18 protein-coding genes are annotated in these 21,770 nt (G+C 39.8%); 8 read left to right on the plus strand and 10 right to left on the minus strand.

Annotated elements, in window-relative coordinates; genetic code table 11:
* Positions 1-69: 69 nt before the first annotated feature.
* The 3 genes from argS to CHA01nite_RS08725 all read right to left on the minus strand — a co-directional run bounded on the left by argS (position 70) and on the right by CHA01nite_RS08725 (position 6,603).
* A complete protein-coding gene (gene argS / locus CHA01nite_RS08715) occupies positions 70-1,830 on the minus strand; it encodes an arginine--tRNA ligase (RefSeq protein WP_146940932.1) in 1,761 nt (586 codons plus the stop codon).
* Between the two features lie 107 nt (positions 1,831-1,937).
* Positions 1,938-3,569, minus strand: a complete 1,632-nt coding sequence (locus CHA01nite_RS08720) for a SusD/RagB family nutrient-binding outer membrane lipoprotein (protein WP_146940933.1) — start codon at positions 3,567-3,569, stop codon at positions 1,938-1,940.
* Positions 3,570-3,579: 10 nt separating this feature from the next.
* A complete protein-coding gene (locus CHA01nite_RS08725) occupies positions 3,580-6,603 on the minus strand; it encodes a SusC/RagA family TonB-linked outer membrane protein (RefSeq protein WP_146940934.1) in 3,024 nt (1,007 codons plus the stop codon).
* A gap of 118 nt (positions 6,604-6,721) precedes the next feature.
* Here CHA01nite_RS08725 and rnhB point away from each other — a divergent pair, with 118 nt between their 5' ends.
* Positions 6,722-7,306, plus strand: coding sequence for a ribonuclease HII (gene rnhB, locus CHA01nite_RS08730; protein ID WP_146940935.1), 585 nt, complete (start codon positions 6,722-6,724; stop codon positions 7,304-7,306).
* A gap of 152 nt (positions 7,307-7,458) precedes the next feature.
* Here rnhB and yidC read toward each other — a convergent pair whose 3' ends face one another.
* Complete coding sequence (yidC, locus tag CHA01nite_RS08735) at positions 7,459-9,282, minus strand: membrane protein insertase YidC (RefSeq protein WP_146940936.1); 1,824 nt, start codon at positions 9,280-9,282, stop codon at positions 7,459-7,461.
* Positions 9,283-9,691: 409 nt separating this feature from the next.
* Positions 9,692-11,299, minus strand: a complete 1,608-nt coding sequence (pyrG, locus tag CHA01nite_RS08740; RefSeq protein WP_146940937.1) for a CTP synthase — start codon at positions 11,297-11,299, stop codon at positions 9,692-9,694.
* A 465-nt stretch (positions 11,300-11,764) separates the two neighbouring features.
* On the opposite strand from pyrG, the gene CHA01nite_RS08745 reads away from it, so the two are divergent.
* Positions 11,765-12,538 carry a phosphatase PAP2 family protein gene (locus CHA01nite_RS08745; RefSeq protein WP_170234707.1) on the plus strand — a complete coding sequence of 258 codons (774 nt, stop codon included), beginning with the start codon at positions 11,765-11,767 and terminating at the stop codon, positions 12,536-12,538.
* A 302-nt stretch (positions 12,539-12,840) separates the two neighbouring features.
* Here CHA01nite_RS08745 and CHA01nite_RS08750 read toward each other — a convergent pair whose 3' ends face one another.
* Positions 12,841-13,410, minus strand: coding sequence for a YceI family protein (locus tag CHA01nite_RS08750; RefSeq protein ID WP_146940939.1), 570 nt, complete (start codon positions 13,408-13,410; stop codon positions 12,841-12,843).
* Positions 13,411-13,473: 63 nt separating this feature from the next.
* Positions 13,474-13,881 (minus strand): hypothetical protein, encoded by a 408-nt coding sequence (locus CHA01nite_RS08755; protein WP_146940940.1) that lies wholly within the window; start codon positions 13,879-13,881, stop codon positions 13,474-13,476.
* 59 nt (positions 13,882-13,940) lie between these two features.
* Here CHA01nite_RS08755 and radA point away from each other — a divergent pair, with 59 nt between their 5' ends.
* From radA to CHA01nite_RS08770, 3 genes are read left to right on the plus strand one after another with little or no spacing between them, the layout of a single operon-like run.
* The gene (radA, locus tag CHA01nite_RS08760; RefSeq protein ID WP_146940941.1) at positions 13,941-15,293 is read left to right on the plus strand and encodes a DNA repair protein RadA; all 1,353 of its coding nucleotides are present in this window, start codon (positions 13,941-13,943) and stop codon (positions 15,291-15,293) included.
* 54 nt (positions 15,294-15,347) lie between these two features.
* The gene (locus CHA01nite_RS08765) at positions 15,348-15,899 is read left to right on the plus strand and encodes a hypothetical protein (RefSeq protein ID WP_228458377.1); all 552 of its coding nucleotides are present in this window, start codon (positions 15,348-15,350) and stop codon (positions 15,897-15,899) included.
* 43 nt (positions 15,900-15,942) lie between these two features.
* Entirely contained in the window at positions 15,943-16,536 is a 594-nt protein-coding gene (locus tag CHA01nite_RS08770; RefSeq protein ID WP_146940942.1) for an acyl carrier protein phosphodiesterase, read from the plus strand.
* Here the strand turns inward: CHA01nite_RS08770 and CHA01nite_RS08775 are convergent, their stop codons facing one another.
* Genes CHA01nite_RS08775 through CHA01nite_RS08785 form a run of 3 tightly spaced genes read right to left on the minus strand, consistent with a single transcriptional unit; the run spans position 16,537 to position 17,563 of the window.
* Positions 16,537-17,037: a DUF6702 family protein gene (locus CHA01nite_RS08775; protein ID WP_146940943.1), complete on the minus strand. Its 501-nt coding sequence runs from the start codon at positions 17,035-17,037 to the stop codon at positions 16,537-16,539.
* Positions 17,034-17,336 (minus strand): type II toxin-antitoxin system RelE/ParE family toxin, encoded by a 303-nt coding sequence (locus CHA01nite_RS08780; RefSeq protein ID WP_146940944.1) that lies wholly within the window; start codon positions 17,334-17,336, stop codon positions 17,034-17,036. The genes CHA01nite_RS08775 and CHA01nite_RS08780 overlap by 4 nt, the downstream gene beginning before the upstream one ends.
* The gene (locus CHA01nite_RS08785) at positions 17,312-17,563 is read right to left on the minus strand and encodes a hypothetical protein (RefSeq protein ID WP_146940945.1); all 252 of its coding nucleotides are present in this window, start codon (positions 17,561-17,563) and stop codon (positions 17,312-17,314) included. Before CHA01nite_RS08785 ends, CHA01nite_RS08780 begins: the two co-directional genes overlap by 25 nt.
* Positions 17,564-17,630: 67 nt before the next feature.
* On the opposite strand from CHA01nite_RS08785, the gene CHA01nite_RS08790 reads away from it, so the two are divergent.
* From CHA01nite_RS08790 to CHA01nite_RS08800, 3 genes are all read left to right on the plus strand, one after another.
* Entirely contained in the window at positions 17,631-18,209 is a 579-nt protein-coding gene (locus CHA01nite_RS08790; protein ID WP_146940946.1) for a HupE/UreJ family protein, read from the plus strand.
* Between the two features lie 68 nt (positions 18,210-18,277).
* Complete coding sequence (locus tag CHA01nite_RS08795) at positions 18,278-20,665, plus strand: M1 family metallopeptidase (RefSeq protein WP_146940947.1); 2,388 nt, start codon at positions 18,278-18,280, stop codon at positions 20,663-20,665.
* Between the two features lie 83 nt (positions 20,666-20,748).
* Entirely contained in the window at positions 20,749-21,636 is an 888-nt protein-coding gene (locus CHA01nite_RS08800) for a hypothetical protein (protein WP_146940948.1), read from the plus strand.
* Positions 21,637-21,770 lie beyond the last annotated feature (134 nt).

Consider the following 21,770-nt stretch of genomic DNA (forward strand, 5'->3'; position numbering starts at 1 on the left):
CAGCTCAATTTCTAATTGAATTTGCATTAAAGAATAAAAAAACCTTCAGGAATACTGAAGGTTTTATTTTTACATCTGGTTTACGGTTTTTATTCCCAATAAACCTAAGGATTTCTGTATGGTTTTTGCCGTATAGTCTGATAAATTCAGTCTTAGCTGCTTTACATTTTTATCGTCCGCTTTCAGAACCGGATTGCTCTGATAGAAGGAATTATAGGCTTTCACCAGCTCATACAGATAATTGGCGATTAAAGCCGGGCTTAACAGTTCGGCGGCTTTGCCAACCGTAGGCTTGTAATTGGCCAGCAGCATCACCAGCTCTTTTTCCTGAGCATTCAGCTGAACATCCGCCATAACTTTAAACTGATAATCTGCTTTCCCCAATAAAGACTGGATTCTGGCATACGTATAAAGGATAAAAGGCCCAGTATTCCCGTTAAAATCGATACTCTCTTCCGGATTGAATAGCATTTTTTTCTTCGGATCCACTTTCAGCATAAAATACTTCAGCGCGGCCTGCCCGATGATTTCATAGGAAACTTCTTTTTCTTCTTCCGTCAGCCCTTCCAGCTTTCCTAATTCGGTGGTTTTGGTTTTAGCAGCTTCGTACATTTCCTGCATCAGTTCATCGGCATCCACAACTGTTCCTTCACGGGACTTCATTTTACCGTTCGGTAATTCCACCATTCCATAAGACAAATGATACAATTGATCTGCCCAGGAATATCCTAACTTTCCTAATATTTTAAACAATACCTGGAAATGGTAATCCTGTTCGTTTCCGACCGTATAAATCAGTTTCTGAATATCATTCTGTTTGAAACGCTCAACGGCCGTCCCCAGATCCTGCGTCATATATACCGAAGTTCCGTCTGAACGCAACAGTAACTTCTGATCCAGTCCTTCCTCTGTCAGGTCACACCAGACCGAACCGTCTTCTTTCTGGTACAATATCCCTTTCTCCAGTCCTTCCTGGATCAGGTCTTTCCCTAAAATATACGTATTGCTTTCGTACTGTACCTGATCGAAATCAACGCCCAGTCTGGTGTAGGTTTCGTTAAATCCTTTATAGACCCACGAGTTCATTTCGCTCCAGAGGTTTCTTACATGTTCCTCGCCGTTTTCCCAGTCCAGCAACATTTTTTGGGCTTCTTTAATCAGCGGTGCTTCTTTCTTTGCCTGCTCTTCAGTCATACCCTGAGCAACAAGTTCTGAAACTTCTTTTTTGTATTCCTGATCAAACTTTACGTAGTAATTCCCAACGAATTTATCACCTTTCGTTTCTGTAACATCCGGAGTTTCGCCTTTGCCAAATTTCTCCCAGGCCAGCATCGATTTACAGATATGGATTCCGCGGTCATTGATAATCTGGGTTTTGATTACTTCATAGCCTGCCTCTTTTAAAATTTCGGCTACAGAAAACCCTAATAAATTGTTTCGGACGTGTCCCAAATGCAATGGCTTATTGGTATTCGGGGAAGAATACTCAATCATCACCGTAGAGTTCTGTTTCTCTATAGCATTAAAATCTTCGGAAATTCCCTGAAAATTATCGACAAAAAATTGATTTTTAATCTTAATGTTAAGAAAGCCCTTTACCACATTAAAGCTATCCAACAGTTCGGTCTGTTGTGTTAAGGCATCTCCCAGTTCCATTCCGATGCTTTCAGGATTTTTCTTCAGCTGCTTCACCAATGGAAAAGTCACAACCGTAAAATCCCCTTCGAATTCCGTTTTATTTTCCTGAACTTCCAGCTGGATGTCTTTCAACTGAAAAACATTTAAAATCACCTCCGAAAGTTTTTCTTCTATTATTTTTTTAATATTCATTATCTGTTATTTAAAATAATGAGACTTCTTATTCTCGAACTGCAAATATACGGAAATAAAAAAACCGCCCGAAGGCGGTTTTGATATTAAAATTTGCTAGGCAAAAATTAGTTTTGGTTCCAGAATGGAGTGTATTGATTCTTAGTAAATACAACGTCGCTTGAAATATTTGGAACATTAGCTGAATTGGTTGCATATTCAGAATTAGGATAAACCAATCTATATGGTCTTCTTGTTTTTACTGCAGATACAGCAACAGGATTGTAAGGCAGATCTGTTCTATTATATTCAACATACATTTCAGTTGGATTTACGTTTGTAAGAGCAATCCATTTCTGGGTCATGATAGCTTCCAATTTTTGAGCATCAGTACCAACCCAACCTAGACCTGGTCTAGTTGCGGTTTGAGTAATATAAGTATTCATCGAAGCAGAATTGGCACCAACCCAAACTCCAGATGCTAAAACTCCAGCATTAAATGCCGCCTGACCACTAGTAAATAAGGAAGGATACCTTAAAGAAGCTTCTGCTAGTAAAAACTTAGCTTCTGCTAGAGACATAATTACCCCTGATCTAGTGCCTCCTACAGCTAATAGTTGAGCAATACTACCTACGGCTGTACTACCAACAACGTTTCCAACTGCTAATTTTGAAACATTTTGATTATCTGTTGGAGCTCCAGGCTGACCAGACGTCGCGCCTTGCCTTACTCCTTTTACCTGTGGAACTCCATTATAAGTTACGCTTGTAAACAATCTAAATCTCCGAGGATCAGTAAGACCATTAAATTTTTGGTATTCAGCAGTTGTATTGCCTCCGATATTTCCATTTAAAGCAATTGCTAAATTTTCTGAAGCAGTAATAACGATGTGGTTTTGAACCTCATTTCCAGCTGAATTATAAAAATAACCTAGAAAGAATGGGTTCATTTTATCATTAGTTGAAGTACTATAACCAGGATTTTCAAGAACGTCACCTGAAATAAATCCAGATCCAGAAGTACCAACTGCTGCACTTAAAGAAGCTAATTGTGTATTTCTGTAATTTGCTAAATCACCTGTAACATTGGACATTCTTAATAAAAATCTCAGCTTAAGAGTATATGCAAAAGATTTCCATTTATTCATATCTCCAGCAAAAACAATATCTTTACCTGCAGGAGCAATAGCATCAGGATCATTTAATGTTATTAAAGCAACAGCCTCATCAAGATTTGTTATAAGAGTTTTATAGATATCAACGTCATTATCATATTTTGGAGCAAGATTATTTTGACCTTTAAAGGCATCTCTAAATGGTGCATCACCGTATAAATCGACAATGTATTGCATATAAAAAGCCTTCATAACCTTCGCCATGGCAATATATTTATCTTGTCTATGGTCTGTATTGGGATAATTTTCTATTGCAACAAAATTATTGACATTTAGATAAATTCCATCCCAAATTCCATCATAAAACTGACTATTTACTGCTGATAATGAAAATTCATTAGGATATAAACCTCCATAATGATATACATCACCGGCCCAAGAATTCATCATTAAATTTCCGAATTGCATCATATCACCAGCCTGCACTCTATAAGCATTAGATACTGCCCCTGGAAATAATAATTCCGGTGTTATATTTTCCGCATGAATAGCATTAGGATTTTCATTAACATCTAAATAATTATTACAAGATATTAAAGATGCCACAGTAATAAGTGACGAAATTATATATTTAAATTTTTTCATTTTAAATGATTTAGAAAGTTATATTAACGTTAAACCCAAAGTTTCTTGCTGTAGGATACTGACTTACAGCTAAACTCCCGGCATTAAAAGATTGCATCTCTGCATCACCAAAGTTTCGGTTATCTTTAGCATATATCACAAAAGGATTTCTAGCATACACTCCAATACTCATACTATTTACAAAAGTATTTGAAAGAACTGTTTTTGGAATAGAATAATTTAAAGCTATTTCCCTAACTTTTAGTGCAGTCCCATCGATTACAAATTCTTCTGCGATATCACTTCCATAGTTAGTTGTAAAATAGTTTACTGTTCCTGCATAAGAAGCATTATTTCCTACAGGAGTTGTATTCACTACATAAACTGGGTTTGAAGCAGTTCCTGTATTCTGTACTGAATTAGGGATTACATAACCTTTAGAACGATCAAAATCTGCTTCTTTTTCAAGCGTTCCAACATAAGACATTAAATTCTTAGCTTCTGAAACAAAACTGTTTCCAGTTCTATAGTCTGCAACTGCACTTAGCGTAAAGCTCTTAAATCTTATTGATGTACTAAAAGTTAAAGTATAATCAGGATCTAATTTACCTAATACCTGGTATTGGCTACTTACTACAGGTAAACCTGCAGCATCAACAATAATTCTGCCTTGTGTATCTCTTTGATATGCAGTACCCATAATAGTGTTTGCACTTCCTCCCAAAACAGCATACAACCCTGCTGGTATGCCATATCCAGACGTTGCTCTAGGTACTGTTACGGCACCATTATCTAAACTAGTTACGAGTGATTTATAAGTTGCATAAGATCCTTTTAAATTCCATTCAAAGTTCTTTGACTTAAATGGAGTTAAGCCTAATTCCAATTCAAATCCTCGGTTTCTCATTGATCCTGCATTATCAAAAACGGCACTAATCCCTGTTGTATTTGAAACACCACTATTAGTAATCAATCCATCGGTCTTTGTTTGATATACAGATCCGTCAAATGTTATTCTATCTTTAACAAAACCTAAACTTAGGTTCGCCTCTAAAGTATTATTGAACTCAGGTTTAATATCTTGTGAAACAGGATTTCTATTTAGAATGTATGAAGAAAGTGACCCAAACGGATAACCAGTTGGAAAAACTCCAACCTCATCAACAGAATAAGCATCTAAAATAGAGTTTCCGGTTCTTGTGAAGCCTCCACTTACCTTTGCATAAGATAATATATTCCCGTTAGTTAAATTAACAAAAGCTTTTGTTGGAATAAATGAAACCCCTGCAGAATAATAAGAATAGCCCTGATTTTTCAATGGTCTTTGTGCTTCTCCAGGAAGTGGAGTTTCGTGTATACTTAAAACAGAAGATTGCTCATATCTGTAAGTTGCATTTAAGAATAAATAATCTTTATACCCTAAATCCAAGTTACCAAACCATGCAACATTTCTTTTTCTATACTTATTATTGTTAAGACTATAAAAAGGAGTTGGATTAAGTACATTTTGAATATTATACCATCCTGGAATTTGTAAATTTGTTCCACCGACTTGAGAATATTCCTCTTTTGTATCTTGAATATTATTACCAACATTTAATTTAAAATTTAGATTATCTGTTAAATCATAATTAAAATTTAACATCAAATCACCATAATATCTCCAAGATTTTGTCAAAGATTTATTATAACTAGATGTTACTGGTGTAGATCCATAATCTAAAAAAGCCGTTCCATCATATGGAGTTCCAGTTCCAGAATATGGTACGTCATCAACTGAAGTATATCCATCTGTATGAGCTTCTGTTACACTTGATAATGTAGTCATATTACCTGTGTAGGTTAAACTAATATTCTTATTAAATTCATACCCCATAGATACAATACCATTAAAAGTGGTTGTATTAGAATCATTACGTAAATGATCTCTTAGCCAATAAGGACTATATGAAAATCCAGTCCAATGCCCTGACATACTACCGCTTGCATAATCTCTAACATTGATATTGGTAGGAGTCTGTAAAAGCTGCGCATATAAGTTACCTCCCGTCTGTGAAGTATTCTGATCAATTAGATTAAATGTCGCATCAATTCTGAATTTACCTAATTGTTTGCCTCCCTTATAAAAGAAGGTATTTCTTTTTAACTGATCGCCTTCAATCATAAAGTCATTTTCGACTCTATTGAAAGATAAAAAAGAATAGGAATCTTTTCCACCAACATTCATCGAGACTCCGTTTTGCATTAATACTCCATTTTTAAAGAATTTATCCATATTATCTTTTTTTGGAGAAAAAGTAGTATAAATAACTCTGCCGTCTGGTTGCGGTAAACCTGCAATTAGATTTTGTCCGCCAATCTGAGGATCAGAATATGCAGGTCCCCAGCTTCCATTTTCATAAGGAACCCAATTTGTACCACCATATTCTGTACTACTAAAAGCGGTTGGTTCACCTGTCCAACCTTGTCCGTAAATCTGTTGACGAATTGGAGTTTTATAAATCGAAGATACATCCACAGATGATGTAAGTGTAAATTGAATTTTTTCAGATTTAGTACCTCTTTTTGTAGTGACAACAATAACTCCGTTACTCCCCTTTTCACCATATAATGCTGAACCTTGCTGTCCTTTAATTACATTCACACTCTCAACTATTTCTGGAGGTAGCTGTTGGAAAATACCTAATGTAGAAATTGCACCATCAATTACTACTAATGCCTGATTGTTTCCTGAAATAGATCTCGGTCCTCTTATCGTTACCGTTGCTTGGCTATTTACAGAGTTACTTGTCGTGTTAATTAATAATCCTGGAACTTTACCTGTTAATGCTTGCGCGGCATTTGGATTTACAGCCTGATTAAGTTCTTTAGTATCAATTACTTTGTTACTGGTAACAACAGCATCTTGTCTCTTTTTAATACCCAAAGCTCCCGTAACAACCACTTCACGAATGTCCTGAGTTCTTAAAGTATCACCTTGTGTATTTTGCGCGTTCACAACCATGAAAGAGGATGTAAGAACAACTGCCAAAACACTTGTAGTTAATTTCTTCATATTTAAATTGATTATTTTTTATTATTTGCAAATATGTAAAACTTTCTTAAAGTAACCAAATATTTTGTTAAAAATATTTAATATTGCATAGTTAAATGTTTCATATTTTATAATAATTATGGATTTAATAAAAAAATGGTCTGTTTTTTATGTTGAAGCAGGATGTGATGAGGTAGGTAGAGGCTGTTTGTGTGGCCCTGTAGTAGCCGCAGCGGTTATTTTGGATGAAAATTTTAACCAAAATTTAGTTAATGATTCAAAAAAACTTAATTTTAAGACAAGGATGGATCTTGATGGCTATATCAAAGAGCATGTTAAAGAATATGCGATCGCCGAACTTCCTCCGGCTTTCATTGATGAACATAATATCCTGAATGCCAGTATTCATGCAATGCACCGCGCACTCGACCAACTGATGACGAGGCCGGAACTGATTCTGGTTGACGGCAACAGGTTTCATCCGTACAATTTCATTCCTCATGAATGCATCATTAAAGGCGATTCAAAAGTGCTGTCGATTGCCGCCGCTTCTATTCTCGCAAAAAATTATCGGGACCAGCTGATGATCGAACTTCATGAAGAACATCCGGAGTATGGATGGGATACCAATTTCGGCTATGCTACCAAAAAACATCAGGAAGCTTTGATTAAATTCGGGCCAACCAAATATCACCGCCAATCCTTCAGGCTTAAATATGATTGAACTTACAAAGTCATACCATAATATATATATGTAAAAACCCTATATCAAAACATTAGACAGACTTTTATTTTAAATAAATGCTCTTTCTTCTTATAAAAGAAAATCCGCCTCATTACATGAAGCGGATTCTTTTTTATCAATAAATAATAAGATTATTTCTTTTTATTTTTCTGTTGTTCCTGATAGGTTTGCTGCTGTTGAGCCTTCTCCATCATTTCCCTCATTTTTTTCTGGAACTTCCCTTCAGTCTTCGGCTTTTCTTTGTTAGCCTGGATCTGTGCATGGATTTTCTTTTCATCCAGAATTACATATTTAATGACAAGAATAATAAGAATGTTAATTGCATTCGATACAAAATAATACCATGAAAGACCGGATGCAGATGTATTTAAGAAAAACAGGAATGTAATCGGGAAAATATACATCAATACTTTCATATTCGGCATTCCCTCCTGTTGCGGCTGCTGCATATTTCCCGAAGTCATTATGGTATAGATCAGGATCACAATGGTACAGGCCAAGGCAAAAATGCTTAAGTGGTCTCCAAGGAAAGGTACTTTAAAAGGCAATTTAATCAGGTCGTCATAAGCTGTCAGATCTTTGGCAAACCAGAAGCCTTGTCCTCTCAGATCAATAAAATTCGGGAAGAAACGGAATAAGGCATAGAAGATCGGAATCTGAACCAACGCCGGAAGGCATCCCGCCATCTGATTCACTCCGGCTTTCCGGTAGACCTCCATTGTAGCCTGCTGTTTCTTCATGGCATCGGCATCCTTGAATTTGGCATTCACCTCATCAATTTCCGGACGGATTACCCTCATCATTGCACTTAACTTATGCTGCTTATACATAATCGGCGACAGGATCAGTTTCACCAAAATCGTCAGTAAGAAAATGGCCCATCCTGCAGTTAATCCCCATGAAGCAATGAAATTATAAATAGGAATAAAGAATCCTCTGTTCATCCATCCGATGAAAGCCCATCCCAACGGAAGAATCTCATCAAAGTTTTTATCGTAAGATTTCAACAATGGCAAATCCAAAGGCATAAAATACCAGGTAAAATCCTGATTCAGCTCGCTGCCGGCCATTGGAACAAAACCTTCATAGTTTAATTTCTTCAGATATTCCCCTTCTTCTACCGCTTCCTGGTTTCCTTTACTTTGGGTAAATCCTGTTTTGGATTCGATCACCGATGCGAAGAACTGTTGCTTTACTCCAATCCAGTTAAGGGTCTCTTTTTCCTCATCCATCGTTGTTCTTCCGTCATAGTCATAATCTTTGTAATTATTGAATGCATAGGAGAATTCAGAGTGGGATTGTTCCTGGGCTCTGCCTTTTTCAAGATTTCTTACATTGTAATCCCAGATAAAATCCGCTTTATTGTCAGCGGTGATTTTTGAAAGCCCCTGGGTCCTTACTTTAAAGTCTACGGCATACTGGTCTTTCAGTTCTGCTTTCGGGTTATTATTTAAGGTATAAACGAACTGAATCGTTGCCCCATTATAGTCAGCTGTCAAAGTAGCCACATTTCCGTTAACTGCCGGAGCAAAAACCAAATCTTTCGTGTTGATGATTTTTCCGGTTTTATCTTTAAACTGAAACCCGTAATTGGAGTTGTTTTTGGTAATCAGATACAGCGGAAGATCTGCCTGGTCTGTTTTGTGATCGTAGGCTTTATATTTTACCAGCTCCACTTTAGAGACCTGTCCTCCTAAACTGTTGAATTCAAGTTTCAGTGCGTTGTTTGCGAGACTGGCGGTCTGAATGGCATTCGGCGTTACATTAGGATTGATATTGTTGGCCTGAGTAGGTTTTACGGCATTTTTCACCTGCTCGGTCTTCTGTTGCTCAGCTTTCATCTGATCCTCTTTCGATTGCTTGTTCTGGAAATAGAACATGAACCCGAAAAGAATCACACATAAAACCGCAAAACTGATAATCTGACTTTTATCGAGTCCGTTGTTCTGTTGCATTTTATCTTTAATTAAATTTTATCTTTTTCTGTACATCATCGTATGTACCTGATTTGAGTCGACAAAAATACTGTTTTTTTATCAAAACTCTATACTCTACTCTATTACAATATAATAAACTCAGGATGAGAATAATCAGTAGAGGTGTATGATGAGACGCATGAGATTTAAATTTACTTTCTACGGCGGTTCCAACGAACATGAGAGTTAACCAACTTTTAGCCGAAAAGATTTAATTAGCAGAATCAATATGACTAACCTAAAGACTAATAAGGAAATGCAATGACAATAAAACGAAAACCATTGGCAACAGGTATTTAAAGAAATTGTTGCCTGGCTCAAAAAATAAACTCAGGCTGATTATTTCAGCCTGAGTTTTATAATAGGACGTCTTTACTTTTTGATTACTTTATTTCCGGGTACATGCTTTTATAAAAGCAATAAATAAAGGATGCGGCGTATACACCGTACTCTTATATTCCGGGTGATACTGAACCCCTACATAAAACGGATGGTCCGGCATTTCCAATGCTTCTACCAGGCCTGTTTCCGGATTGGTACCGGTTGCCTGGAAACCGTTTTGCTCAAACTCGCCCATATAATCGCTGTTGAATTCATACCGGTGACGGTGTCTTTCCGTAATATTTTTAGTCCCGTAAATGTCATTAAGCTTAGAGCCGTTCTTGAGAGAACATTTCCAGGCGCCCAAACGCATGGTTCCTCCTTTTTCAACTACATTTTTCTGCTCTTCCATTAATGAAATCACAGGATGTTCCGTTGAAGTATCGAATTCCACAGAATTTGCTTTGGAATACCCTAACACATTTCTTGCAAATTCAATCGTCATGATCTGCATTCCCAGACAGATCCCCAACATTGGGATCTTATTTTCCCTTGCATACTGAGCAGTCAGTACTTTTCCTTCAATTCCCCGGTCTCCGAATCCCGGAGCCACAAGGATCCCGTTTACTCCGGATAACGTTTCTCCTATATTTTCTTTAGTCAGATCCCCGCTGTATACCCATCTGATCTTCACTTCGGTTTCAAGATCCGCACCGGCATGTTTGAAGGCTTCGGCAATGGAGATATAGGAATCCTGCAAAGAGACATATTTTCCAACCAAAGCGATCTCCACCGATTTTTTAGGATTCTGGAATTTCTTTAAGAAAGTTTTCCATTCTTTAAGATCCGCATCCTTATCGCTCTTGAGATCCAGCTCTTTCATAACCACATCATCGAAGTTCTGCTTCTGAAGATACATCGGAACTTCATAAATGGTATCCAGATCTTTACATTCAATAACATTATCCAACGATACGTTACAGAACTGGGCTAGTTTTGCTCTCTGATCTTTCGGTATTTTATGCTCCGTACGGCAAACCAGGACGTCCGCCATGATTCCGCTCTCCATTAACTGGCGAACCGAATGCTGGGAAGGTTTTGTCTTTAATTCTCCGCTGGAAGCCAGATACGGCAATAAAGTAAGGTGAATTACCATCGAATTCTTTTCACCCAATTCCCATTTCAGCTGACGCACGGTCTCGATATAAGGCAGAGATTCAATATCCCCTACCGTTCCACCGATCTCCGTAATAATAATGTCGTAGTTCTGTTTGGATAAAATTTTAATTCTCCGCTTGATTTCGTTCGTGATGTGAGGAATTACCTGAACCGTTTTCCCCAGGAAATCTCCTTTTCTTTCCTTTTCAATTACCGTCTGGTAGATTTTTCCTGTTGTAACGTTGTTGTTTTGGGAAGTCGGCGCATCCAGGTAGCGCTCGTAGTGACCTAAATCCAGATCCGTCTCCGCACCATCTTCGGTTACATAGCATTCTCCATGTTCATACGGATTCAAGGTTCCCGGATCAATGTTGATATAAGGATCAAGCTTTTGGATGGTTACGTTGAAGCCACGTGATTTTAGTAGAAGGCCCAGAGAAGCAGAAACGATTCCCTTTCCCAAAGATGAAGTCACACCTCCTGTTACAAAGATGTACTTAGTATTCTTTTTACTCATTAGATTAGGTTTGTGCAAAGTTATGGGAAAAAGAAATACAAAGCAATTTTTTAGATTTATCAAATTAAGAAATAGCAGCTTGTTTCATAAATTTAATGAAACTTTTTATTTATATTTGATCTTACCGAAACGCAAGAAACCTAATATTAGTCATGATTCCCGCCTCTACAACGAATCAAAATGGCAACAGCTGCCACATCCTGTACCATAACTTTATACCGAACATAAAGTTCCGTTTTATCCCGTCACAGCATGTGCTATCCTGCAAGTTGCATAGTACCAAAGCTTTTCTTTTAAATGAAATCGCATCAGGCTGCTGATAAAATCATTTTTAATTTACATAAAATCATTTTCAAAGTGATTGAAGAAAATGAATTATTATTCCCCTTCAAAGATAAACAGATCATGAAATTACGACCGGATATTTCCTCCTTCCTGCTAAATCCTATGATGTTAAGAAAACGAATGACTGAAAAGCAACTGAAAATCTGGCAGCAGATATTTGCATTAACCGTCTGTACTATCGCCTTCATGACCATTTATAATCTCTGTACCTGGTATGCATCTTCTTTGGATGATGTGCCGTCATTCACTTTCGGCTTCGAAAAGTCGATCCCATTTGTGCCCCTGTCGATCATTCCGTACATGGCAGGCGGGCTTTTTTTCTGCATGGTATTTTTTTCATGTAAAGACAAATACCAGTTAAAAATATTAACCTGGCGTATACTTTTTGTAACGGTTATCGCGGGCATTTTCTTTATTGCCGTGCCTTTGAAGTTTTCCTTTGCAAAACCTGAAGTTTCCCATCGTATTTTGGAACTTCCCTTTTCATTTTTAAAAACGTTCGATTCCCCTTTCAACCAGTCTCCATCATTGCACATTGCTTTTGCCTTCCTATTCTGGTCGGTGTTTAAAGAACTTTCAAAATGGCGGACTTTCCTGATGATCTGGCTGATCCTGTTGGGTATTTCAACACTGACGACTTATCAGCATCACCTGATTGATATCCTCAACGGATCCATTCTGGCGCATCTGAGTTTTATCATCATTCCCTACCGCAAAAACAAGCCCGAATACCGGAACTCCCGGACGGCAAATTATTATTTTCTCTCGGGATGGATCCTCATTTTATCTGCTTTATTGCTTAATAAATATACCGGGACCAAGGGCCTGATCCTTTTATTACTTGCTCTGGCAACAATGATAATGGGGTATTATTATCAGAAGAAAAACGTTTAAAAATGTAATCGGCTAATATTTTTCATTTTTCTATGAGCCTGTTTAAAATTTTAATTCATCAAACTTTCCGTCATTTCTCTTAATTTTCTGAATTAAATAAACTTTGTTTATTCTTCACTTTAATACGATGATTTCAATTGACTTAATTGAATATTGCCGGGCAACCGACATATTGATTTTTTAAGCTAAAATGCCTTAAATTCTTAATGTTAAAATATAAAAGGTAAATTTAAACAGGCTCTATATAAAAAAGGTTCCCAACATCTTGAGAACCTTTTTTTTTAAACCCATATAACATGGAATTACTGCTTAACCAACTCAAAATATAAGTTAACGTCAACGTCTTTTGCCACACCGGCTCCGGTAGGATCATATTTGATGTTATAATCCAGACGGTTTACCTTAAAGGCAGTCTGGAATCCCATTACTTCTTTTCCCTGCTGGTTTTTGGTAACTCCTCCGAAAGTTACCGGAACGGTAATTTCTTTGGTTACCTCTTTAATCGTCAGTTTTCCTTTCAGCAGATATGTATTGTTTTTATCTTTCGTAACGGATCCTGATTCAAAGCTCATCCTCGGAAATTTTTCAGCATCAAAGAAATCCGCACTCTTAAGATGCTTGTCCCTCATTTCAACACCGGTGTTGATCGTGGCTACCTCAACAAAAAAGGAAAGTTCCGCATTGTCCAGATTATTGGCTGCAGTGATTACTTTTCCGTCAAATTTATCAAATCGCCCCTGTACGAAGCTGATCCCCATATGCCTGATATTGAAATTGACGGAGGAATGCATAGGGTCTACTCTCCAGGTCGTCTGTGCAAAACTTATAACACCGAATAGTGCCAGTACAAAAGTTAAGAATACTTTCTTCATAATATTTAAGATTAATTTTAATACAAATATAAACCAGTTCCTATAATAGCGAGTTGATCTATGTTATTTTTTACGGTTTAAAGAATTTATTTTTAAGTATAAAACATCAAGCAGATACATGATCAGGAATACGGCAATTGCATTCCCATACACCATCACCATTAAAAGGTTTTCATGGGTCGCCTTATAAAAATATAAAAAGGGATTATTTCCTGAAATAGCTAAAAAGAGAAGATGAATCACTTCAAACAAAACAGCCATTCTAAGTATGGAATAATAATTTCTCCTGAAAATAGCGACCGTCAATACACCTATCCCGGTAACGACGGAGCAGAAAATAAGCATAAACCCAGAGAACATTCCATAACTTCCACCCGGTAATTTCAGAAAACCGACCTCCCAATCTGCAAACTGCGCATGCAGCAAAGACATCACCACAAAAACCATCAGGCTTAAAAAAATATTTTTCATGGCCGAAAATTAACTAAAATCCGGAGGAAAAATTCAAAAAAATTTTTGAACTTCGCGGTATGGCAAAATTAAAAACAGCATATTTCTGTCAGAATTGCGGTGCCCAGTATTCACAGTGGATGGGGCAATGCAAAAGCTGCGGACAGTGGAATACCCTGGTGGAAGAAATCGTGGAGAAGCCCTCCTCCCACAAAACCCCGCCTTTTTCAAAATCGAAACAGAACGTGATCAATATCATTGAGGTCGAGACGAGTGAGGAACCGAGGATCAAGACGCCTTCCGAAGAGCTCAACCGGGTACTCGGCGGCGGAATCGTATTGGGTTCCGTTACATTGATCGGCGGTGAGCCGGGCATCGGAAAGTCTACCCTGCTCCTTCAGCTCGCTTTGAAAATGAAAAAGAAAATTTTTTATGTTTCAGGGGAAGAAAGCGCGTCCCAGATTAAAATGAGGGCCGACCGGCTTACGGAGATCCAGAATCCCAACTGCTTCCTTTTTACGGAAACCAATCTGGAAAAGATCCTTCACGAAGCTCAAAAGCTGGAGCCGGATTTTGTGATCATCGATTCTATTCAGACGTTACAGTCACAACTCATTGAAAGCTCGCCGGGAACCGTTTCCCAGATCAGGGAATGCTCCAACGAGATTATCAAATATGCGAAAGAAAACAACGTTCCTGTTTTCCTGGTGGGACACATTACCAAAGACGGCCAGATTGCCGGCCCGAAAGTGCTCGAACACATGGTGGATGTCGTCTTGAATTTTGATGGTGACCGGAATCACCTGTTTCGCCTGCTCAGAGCCAATAAAAACCGTTTCGGATCCACTTCCGAGATCGGGATTTATGAAATGGTTTCCCAGGGGTTAAAGGAAATAAAAAACCCTTCCGAAATTCTTATCACTAAAAAATTTGAGGAACTTTCCGGAAATTCGGTAGCCGTGACCCTAGAAGGAAATCGGCCAATGCTGCTGGAAATCCAGGCCCTGGTCAGCACCGCAGTGTACGGAACCCCGCAGAGAAGCTCAACCGGTTTTGACGCCAAAAGACTCAACATGCTTCTTGCGGTTCTCGAAAAAAGAGCAGGCTTCCAACTGGGTGCCAAAGACGTTTTCCTGAACATCACCGGAGGAATCAAGACCGATGACCCGGCATTGGATTTAGCCGTCGTAGCGTCCATCCTGTCCTCGAATGATGATATCGCCATCTCCGAACATTACTGTTTCGCCGGAGAAATCGGCCTTAGTGGAGAAATCCGCCCGATTGCCCAGGCCGAACAGCGGATTACCGAAGCCGAAAAGCTCGGTTATGAAAAGATTTTTATTTCCAATTTAAACAAGCTCCCGAAGAAAAAATTCGGAATCAAAATAGAAGAAGTGAGTAAAATCGAAGATTTTCACGAACGCCTTTTCTAGGTTGTTAGAGCTTAAAGCTCTAACAACCTTTGCCAACCACTTAAAAAACACGCTATGAAAAAAAATGTTTATCCTTTAGAGGCGGAATGCTTCTACCATGTGTACAACAGAGGAATCAACGGACAAAGGTTATTCTTCGATGATCTGAATTACCATTATTTCCTTTCCCTGATGCGCCGTAAAATCGCACCGATTGCCTCGGTATATGCCTATTGCCTTCTACGGAACCACTTCCATTTTCTGATCCGGATAAAACCGGAGCAGGAAATACGGCAGGCCTTCCCGGAAAAAAGCAAAACCGACGTTCCCAAAATCATCAGCCAGCAATTTTCCAATACCTTCAACAGCTACACCCAGGCCATCAACAAACATTTCGGAAGGACGGGAAAATTGTTTGAATTACCGTTCAGGAGAAAATTAATTACTACTGAAGAACAACTGATCAATACCATCCGCTATATCCATAACAATCCGCTGAAACACGGAATTACGGAAAATGTTGAAGGATACCGGTATTCATCGTTGTTTAAAATCAGCAATGGGATTGATGATCCGATGCTGGCGCTGGAGGAGATTCTAGCTTTGGTAGCGCTGTTAGGGCTTTAAGCCCTAACAGCGCTACCAACGTTATTTTTCTTATTTTTACCTAATGAATTACCTTGCGCACTCTTTTCTATCCTTTACCGACGGGCAGATCGTCGGCCAGTTCCTGGAGGATTTTATCCGGAACAGGGATCGTTTTTCTTTTCCGAAAGACATTCAGGACGGGATTACGATGCACCGGGCGATCGATACGTTTACCGATGCCCATCCGGCCATTCATGAAGCGAAAAAAGTGTTTGCACCTTTGGTAAGATTGTATGCAGGTGCTTTTGTAGATGTGTCAATGGATTATTTTGTGGCGAATGATATGAAATTACATTCCTTAAAGAGCTGGAAAAACCATTCGGTAAAAGTCTACCGGGTTCTGAATGAAAATTACGAATACCTGCCTGAAAACTTCAGGAGCATGCTGGAAAAGATGGAAGAAGGTGACTGGCTGTACAACTACCGGTACGAAAAGAACATCGGCTACAGCATGCGGAACGTTCTGAACAAAGCAAAATATTTAAATACGGACATTCCCGTTCATGAAGCTTTTCTGAAAAATAAAAATTTCCTTCAGGAATGTTATGATGATTTTTTTCCGGATCTGCTGGAGCATGCCAAAGGGATCCATGCTCTGCTGCAGCTGGAAAACTGATTAAAACTGCTGGAAAAGGTACCGGTTCGGATACGTTAGCTTTTCACTTTTCCGTTCCCTGTTCACGATGATGTGGACGATGTTGATCTGGTCATCAAATAAATTATACAGGAAGCTTACGGCGGCTTCTACTTTTTTAGGTGCTTCGATCTTTTCCGATTCAAGATAGATGTTTACCGACTCATGGTCTTCCTCGTAACCTACATAATTTACATTCAGGAATTTGTTGTTGGCTTTCAGCTTAAAATATTCGGAAGCATAGTTTTTCAGGGATTCGTTGAGTTGGGTTTTAAATTTCGGATCGTTGAAATGCAGGGATTTTCCGTATTTGGTATTCAAGCCGTTTTCCAGGTCATCCAGAAAAAAGCGTCCGGTGACTTCAAAAGTCTTTGATTTCTGATTATAACTGATTTCCACCGAGCCTACATGATAAGGATGCTTCGCTCCGGTAAAAGAGAAAAATACCAATAAGACCGAAAAAAAGAAAAGGAGTTTTTTCATGACAACAAATCTAGGAGTTTTTGCGGATCCTGCCGCATATCAAAAAAAAGAAGGACTTTGATCAGGTCTTCACTTTCCTTTCTAAAAAACATTCGTACGTGTTTTTTACCGATTAGCGCTGAACGGACATTATGAGAATATTTTTGATATAAATTAAATTTACCTTTTTTTAATTTTTCGGCTACTTTTTCTGCTTCATCGATGAACAGGCTAATTTCTTTCTCAGTCCAATTTCTGGAAAGAAATTCAATGATATCTTCATAACTTCGGCTCGCTATTTCCGAGAATATAATTCGCATACTTTTTTTCTGGCGTTTGCAAAAAACTCTTCCTCGGAAATCATTTCTTTTTCCTCAAGACGATCAGCATATTCAGACAGCTTTTCGATAAACCATTTCGGGGTACCGTCTTCATACAATTCCTCATCCTGTGCTATGGAAACCGACTTGATGCCTTTGATATTTTCCAGAAGTTTCTTTATAAACGCGAAATCTGCCGTATTTTCCAATTCTATATTGACCATCATACCGTTTAATTTTACACAAAGTTAGAATAAATTTTGTATCATCGCAGTTCGAAAAAATCATTTAACAATGCAGGATTTTTTATTTTACCTCAACCTGGGATGGGAACACATTATTTCACTCGACGCCCTTGATCATCAGCTTTTTGTGCTGGCGCTGATCGCCGTTTATTCCTTTAACGACTTAAAAAAGATCTTAATTCTGATCACGGCTTTTACCATCGGCCATTCGATCACATTGGCTTTAAGTACCTTCGATATTGTCAGGATCAATTCGGCCTGGGTGGAATTCCTGATTCCGCTGACCATCGTTTTAACTTCACTGGACAACATCCTGATGAAGAACAAAAAGCAGACGCTGATGAAAGCCAATTATTATTTAGCCCTGATCTTCGGCCTGATCCACGGAATGGGGTTTGCCAATACGGCCAGGGTAATGATCGCCAAGAGCCAGAGTCTGGCCGTTCCGCTTTTAGGGTTTAATATCGGGCTGGAGCTCGGGCAGATCGCCATTGTTTTCGGAATTCTGATCGTCTTATTTATCCTTCTTAAAATATTTAAAGTCAACCAGAAAGACTGGGTGCTGTTTGTCTCTTCCGGAGTCTTTGCCCTGTCCCTGAAAATGACATTGGAAAGAATTCCGTTCTGACGCTGAAACATTTCCGGTTTTTCAGCTACTTATCGTTATATTTGAAAATCCTTAAAACAATTTCGGTTATGAAACTAAAAGTTGCCATACTTTCCTTTTCTGTATTTGCGTATACAGGTTTCACCGCACAAAATATCCAGAACAATCCGGGGAGCAACCACGGAAACCGGTTCGAACAGCTGGGAACCATCCTTCCTACACCCAACATCTACAGAACAGCTTCCGGAGCACCGGGTCACGGCTACTGGCAGAACAGGGCAGATTATACCATCAATGCCTATCTGGATGAAGACAAAAGGAATCTGAAAGGTTCGGAAACCATTACCTATTACAACAATTCTCCCGACGACCTGGATTACATCTGGCTCCAACTGGACGAAAACCAGCAGTCGACGGTAAAAAAAGCCGATTTCCCTTCCTCCTCTACCCTTCCGAAAGCTTCCAACGACCAGCAGCTCCGCCCGACGGAACTTCCTGCTTCCGACAATGGCTACGGGGTAAACCTTGAAAAAGTAACCGATGCTTCCGGAACACCGCTGAAATATACGGTCAACAAAACCATGATGCGGATCGACCTGCCGAAAGTCCTGAAAAAAGGAGAAAAGCTGGTTTTTAAAGTCGACTGGAACTACAACATCCCGAACCGGATAAAAATGGGCGGCCGCGGCGGTTATGAAAACTTTGCCGAAGACGGAAACGACCTTTACACTATGACGCAGTGGTACCCGAGAATGTGCGTCTACAGCGATTTCCACGGATGGCAGAACCACCAGTTTACCGGACGGGGCGAATTTGCCCTGGTTTTCGGGAACTTTAAAGTAAACATGAACGTTCCGGCAGACCACGTAGTCGGCGGAACGGGAGAATGTAAAAATTACGACCAGGTTTTAACGGCAGAACAATTAGCGCGATATAATAAATCCAGAACTTCAGGGGAACCGGTGGAGATCGTGACCCTGGATGAAGCGAAAAAAGCGGAGAAAAACCATTCCAAACAGAGAAAGACCTGGAGCTTTGAAGCCAATGACGTGAGGGATTTTGCATGGACCTCTTCCAGGAAATTCGTTTGGGACGGGATGGGCGTTACCATTCCTGAAAACAACAACAAGGTAATGGCCATGAGCTTTTACCCGAAAGAAGCCTACAATTTATACCGTAAATATTCAACCAAAGCCGTAGCGCACACCATCAAGACGTATTCGGAATTTACGATTCCTTACCCTTACCCGGTAGCGCAGTCGGTGGAAGCGGCTAACGGAATGGAATACCCGATGATCTGTTTCAACTACGGAAGAACGGAAAAAGACGGAACCTATTCCGAAGGGATCAAGAACGGAATGCTCGGTGTGGTGATCCACGAGGTGGGACACAACTTCTTCCCGATGATCATCAACTCCGACGAGAGACAATGGAGCTGGATGGACGAAGGGCTGAACACTTTTGTGGAATACCTCACCGAAGAACGGTGGGACAATAAATTCCCTTCCAAAAGAGGCCCGGCCTGGACCATTACCGACTATATGAAGTTACCGAAAGACCAGCTGGAACCGATCATGTCCAATTCGGAAAACATCATCCAGTTCGGTCCGAATGCCTATTCCAAACCGGCAACGGGGCTGAATATCCTCCGGGAAACCATTATGGGAAGGGAGCTTTTCGACAAAGCCTTTAAAACCTATGCGAAAAGATGGGCCTTCAGGCATCCTGAGCCTGCGGATTTCTTCAGGACGATGGAAGATGCGAGCGGCGAAGACCTCGACTGGTTCTGGAGAGGGTGGTTCTACGGAACGGACCCCGTGGATATCGCCATCGATAAAGTAACCATTGCCACACCGGATCTTGAAACGGCACCAAGGGAAGCTAAGGAAAACAAATATAAAGTAGACAAGCCTGCACAGAATGATTTTGAAGACATTTCCAAAATCAGGAACCGGGAGGACAAGAACATTACGTTCTACGTCGATAAAGACAAGGAAGCCCAGGATTTCTACTACCGCTACGACAGGGGCCAGGAAAAAGTGGACAATACCAAAGAATACGTTCTCAAAACTGAAGGAACCGAGCCTTTAACCCAAAAGGAAAAAGACAAGTTTAAAAACATGACCGCTTATCAGATCGACTTCACCAACAAAGGCGGACTGGTCATGCCGATCATTCTTGAATTTACCTTCGAGGACGGAACAAAGCTGAAAGACAAATCGTCTGCCCAGATCTGGAGACTGAACGAACAGAAAGTTTCCAAGACCTATTATTTCGACAAGAAATTAAAATCCATCCAGCTGGACCCGATGCGGGAAACGGCCGATATCGATACCTCCAACAATTTCTGGAGCAACGACGGCGGAAACACCCAGGTTTCCAAATTCGATCTGTTTAAGCAGAAAGAAGCCGGGGCCACCAGAGGCGCTTCCAACGGAAGAGTCAACCCGATGCAGGCCGCCGGAAAGAAAAACTAAAATTTATTACGAATTGTTATTAAAAAGTACTCATCATTTGGGTACTTTTTTTAGTTTTGCGCAGATTATAAAAATTTAAAACCATGAAAAAACTCAGCTTCCTGATTTTAGTGCTGCTCTCGGTTCAGCAGTTCTTCGCCCAGTCTTTACAGTTCTATACCGGCAAGCGGGATTTTATCCCTATCGAAATCCTGATGGAAGACGGCAGTACCAGAAAAGGGTTTGCCCAGGACTTCATGCTTCCGGACGTAGCCACCTTCAGCGTGATGGGAAGAGGCCCGAAATATGCGAACCTGGATCGTAAGGAAGTAAAATTCAAATCTGCCAAAAGCGATACGCAGGTTCAGCGGATTCCCGTTTCTGAAATCAAAAGCCTGCTTTATACCAACGAAGAAACCCAGGAAACATTCCAGCTGGACAAACGCCTGGTAAAGGAAATCAACAGCAACCTGGAAGTGGAATCGGAAGGAAAGGTGCTGATGCTGCCACTGATGGAGAAAGGAAAAATCAATATGTACGGTTACCGCAGTATGATGTGCAAGGCCGATTTCGGAGACAACAATTCCGCGGGATTCAATGGGAATGAAGACCAGTGCCAGCTTACCTATGTGATGATTTACCTGAGCAAGCCCAATGAAACCTTTGCCATCGCGCCGGTGGATTACAGTTCGCTGACCCCGCTCGATTTGTTCAACCTGAAGAAACTGTACAAAAAGTTTTACCGCGCGTATGAAGAAGTGGGTGCCGACTGCCCCGAATTCCTGGCCAAAGTGGATGAAGCCCGGAAGAACGACTATTTCTCCAACAAAACCTTCAAAGAAAACAAAAAAGCCACGGATGCCGAACGCAAGGCCCTGCTGAAAGGGAAAAGAGGCGCTGAAGCTTCCAGGATCAACATGAAATACCGCACCGCGCTGTTTACCGATATGTATAAAAAGCTGCTCGACGATTATGATGCTTCGTGCAAATAAACAACAATACTAAGTCCACCCCGGTGGACTTTTTTTCTGCCAAAATTTCAGTTCTTTCAAAAAAATTCTGCCATTTCCGTCACAGACTGCCGATGGCATACTATTAGGGAAATACAAGTCAGCAATAATTAAAA

Origin of the sequence: Chryseobacterium hagamense (assembly GCF_007991455.1) — a bacterium.
Classification (GTDB): domain Bacteria; phylum Bacteroidota; class Bacteroidia; order Flavobacteriales; family Weeksellaceae; genus Chryseobacterium; species Chryseobacterium hagamense.